The organism is Spongiactinospora gelatinilytica (genome assembly GCF_003236385.1).
Classification (GTDB): Bacteria; Actinomycetota; Actinomycetes; order Streptosporangiales; family Streptosporangiaceae; genus Spongiactinospora; species Spongiactinospora gelatinilytica.
Genome location: NZ_POUA01000611.1, coordinates 1 through 2,661, shown reverse-complemented (window position 1 = coordinate 2,661; position 2,661 = coordinate 1). Strand labels below are relative to the sequence as shown.

General features: G+C 67.8%; 4 protein-coding genes. 1 reads left to right on the top strand and 3 read right to left on the bottom strand.

Annotation, left to right across the window (positions count from 1 at the left end):
- Positions 1-290 precede the first annotated feature (290 nt).
- Positions 291-575 carry a hypothetical protein gene (locus tag C1I98_RS37645; RefSeq protein ID WP_111172022.1) on the bottom strand — a complete coding sequence of 95 codons (285 nt, stop codon included), beginning with the start codon at positions 573-575 and terminating at the stop codon, positions 291-293.
- Positions 576-669: 94 nt separating this feature from the next.
- Between C1I98_RS37645 and C1I98_RS37640 the strand changes: the two genes are divergently transcribed.
- Positions 670-903, top strand: coding sequence for a GntR family transcriptional regulator (locus tag C1I98_RS37640; RefSeq protein ID WP_199537516.1), 234 nt, complete (start codon positions 670-672; stop codon positions 901-903).
- 73 nt (positions 904-976) lie between these two features.
- Here C1I98_RS37640 and C1I98_RS37635 read toward each other — a convergent pair whose 3' ends face one another.
- Both C1I98_RS37635 and C1I98_RS37630 read right to left on the bottom strand, forming a co-directional pair.
- Positions 977-2,164 carry a helix-turn-helix domain-containing protein gene (locus C1I98_RS37635; protein ID WP_267898111.1) on the bottom strand — a complete coding sequence of 396 codons (1,188 nt, stop codon included), beginning with the start codon at positions 2,162-2,164 and terminating at the stop codon, positions 977-979.
- Between the two features lie 138 nt (positions 2,165-2,302).
- Positions 2,303-2,661, bottom strand: a 359-nt coding sequence (locus C1I98_RS37630) for a GNAT family N-acetyltransferase (RefSeq protein WP_146607888.1), incomplete at its 5' end; no start/stop codon positions are given.

Below are 2,661 nucleotides of genomic sequence, written 5' to 3'. Positions count from 1 at the left end.
GCGCGGGGCACGGGGGCTACCAACTCCCCGTGCGGCACGGCAAAGCCCCGGGGCGATCCGGCGGGGCCGCCGCGCAGTCTGTGTGGCCTGTGTGGCCTGTGTGGCCTGTGTGGCCTGTGTGGCTTGTGTGGCCTGTGTGGCCTGTGTGGCCTGTGCGGCTTGTGCGGCCTGTGCGGCCTGGGTGGCGCGGGCGGGAGGAGCGGCTTCCGCCCGCCCGCGCCGGGCGGGCCACCGACGGCCCGCCGTACGGTACGGCGACGCCCGCACCCTCACCACGCCGCCGTACCCGCTCATAGGACGATCTCCCAGGCGTCCCCCGCCACCGAGACCGTCACGCCGTCGCCCCGGTGCGCGGTGACCAGGGTGGTGCCGTACCGGTAGTCGTAGATCGCCCCGCGCGTCGCGGGAGCCAGGCACGCGTACCGGACCCGCCCCCGCCCCGCCGGGTAGGAGTCCAGCTTGGCCAGCATGTCCTTCTCGGCGGCGGCCTCGTCCTTGGTGACCCCGCCCGCGCCACGGTCGCCGGCGTCGACCTCCCAGACCACGAACAAGCGCTCATCGCTCAGAACCATCATGGTGATACCTTTCACACACACGTACTAGACGTGCTGTACGTATAGGACGTAGCGCATGACAGGCCCGTGCGGGACGTGCCATACGTTGCCGTCCGTGACCGTCGATCGTTTCGACCCGACGCCGATCTACCTGCAGATCGCGGGCGTGCTGCGCGAGCGGATCCAGAGCGGGCAGTACGCCCCGGGCCAGGTACTGCCCAGCGAGCAGCAGCTCCAGCAGGAGTTCGAGGTCGCACGCGCCACGGCCCGGCGTGCGGTCGAGGTCCTTCGCGATGAGGGCCTGGTGGTAACGATGCCGCAGCGGGGGAGCTACGTCACACCGAAGTAGGCTCATGCCCACAACCTACGATCACAATGAGCAATCGAGTCGAACCATAGAGTGACGAACTGATGGTTCGGGATCAGCAGAGGATGGCGTGCCGCTCGGCGAGCTGCCGTACCTCCGCCGCCCATGACGGCTTGGCCCGGCGTACCAGCGACTGCACCACCTCTCTGAGCAGTTTCCTGTGATCGAACTCCTCTGGGCATTCCCGCTCGATCCGCATCAGATGCAACAGGCACCCCGCGTCGTCGCCGGTGTCCTCGCAGGCCCGGACGATCTGACACAGGTGTGTGGTGCGCCGCTCCAGGCTCGGTGTCTTACGAATGTCCACATCTTCGGCGAATCGCAGCACGTTTTCGGCTTTGCGCGCGTCGTATTCCAGCGAGCACACGTGAATCGCCACATTGGTGTGTGAGAAGAACGCGACGTCGTACACGTCGCTGCCGTCCACGCGTTCGGCCAGCCGGCGGGCGTCGGTGCGAAGCAGCTCTTTGCCGCGTTCGCGGTCTCCGGTGCGGGCCACGCTGATGGCCGCGAGCTGGGTCAGCCCGCCGAGCGCGCGAATGTGCCGCTGGTCGCCGTCGCCGACCACGGGCTCGAACTCCTCGATGCCACGCAGCGCTGTTTCGTAGGAGAGCTGAGGCATGTCATCGGACAACAGTGCCTGCCCGAGCCCCCAGTGGCTCCATGCGACCATCAGGGGGTCGGCCGTCTCCTCCGCGTATCGCATCCCTCGATCCGCCGCCAGGTGCGAGAGGTCGATCCGGCCCACGCGCTTGAGCACGCTGCGCGCCAGAAAGTAAGAGTCGGCCGCCACCCGGAAGGCCGCTCGCTGCCCGTCACGCACGAGGCGCTCGGTATCGGTGATCAGCGCAGGCAGCAGTCGCAGGGTCTCGGTGTAGCGGTGCGGCGAACCGAAGTAGATGGCACGGGCGGCGTTGATCCGCTCCGCGAGCTGGTCCACAGTCGGGGGCTCGACATCCTTGATCAAGGTCCGGTAGGTGAACAGCGCGCGTTCGATGTCGCTGATCTGCGGACGCCCCGGCTCGTGCGTCTCCCGGGGCGACTCACCGACCAGTATGGCGGTCCGCACTCCGAGCACCTTGGCGATCTCGCGCAGCATCGGCAGGCTCGGCGTCCGCTGACCGTTCTCCACGAGTTCGATGTAGCGCACGGTACATCCCACCCGCGTCGCGAGGGCGGTGGTGCTCATGCCTCGCCGATCCCTTTCGCGGCGGATCGCATCGCCTGTGTTCGCGTCATGCATGGCCCTGACCCCTCCCTGGCGTCTTGACAGCATCAGGTTACGGTCGGCGAGCCGTGGAATACCAGGGGATCGAGCAAATAGCGAAACGCTTATATGGAAGGCCCCGGATCATGCCTTTAACGGCTGATGTCCATAATGCTACTCCTTCAGGCTGTAAAACCCGATCGGTGAATTCGGCTGGAAGCCGATACGTGTGTAAACCGGTGCTCCGGCGGCGGTGGCGTGCAGGGTGGCGCGAGTCAGCCCGGTGGCCTGGCCTCCCTCGTACAGGGCCTTGCGGGTGATGGCCTCGGCGTAGCCCCTGCGCTGCCACTCGGGGTCGGTGGCGACGGCCACGACGAACAACCGGCCGTCCGCCTCGACCGTACCGGCGCACGTCACCGGCACTCCGTCCCGCAACCCCAGGTACGCCCGGATCTCACTCGTCCACAGCTTGGAACCGGTGAACCCCGCCCGCCCCGCCTCCTCCGGGAACCCGTGGGCGCGCGCGTTGAGGT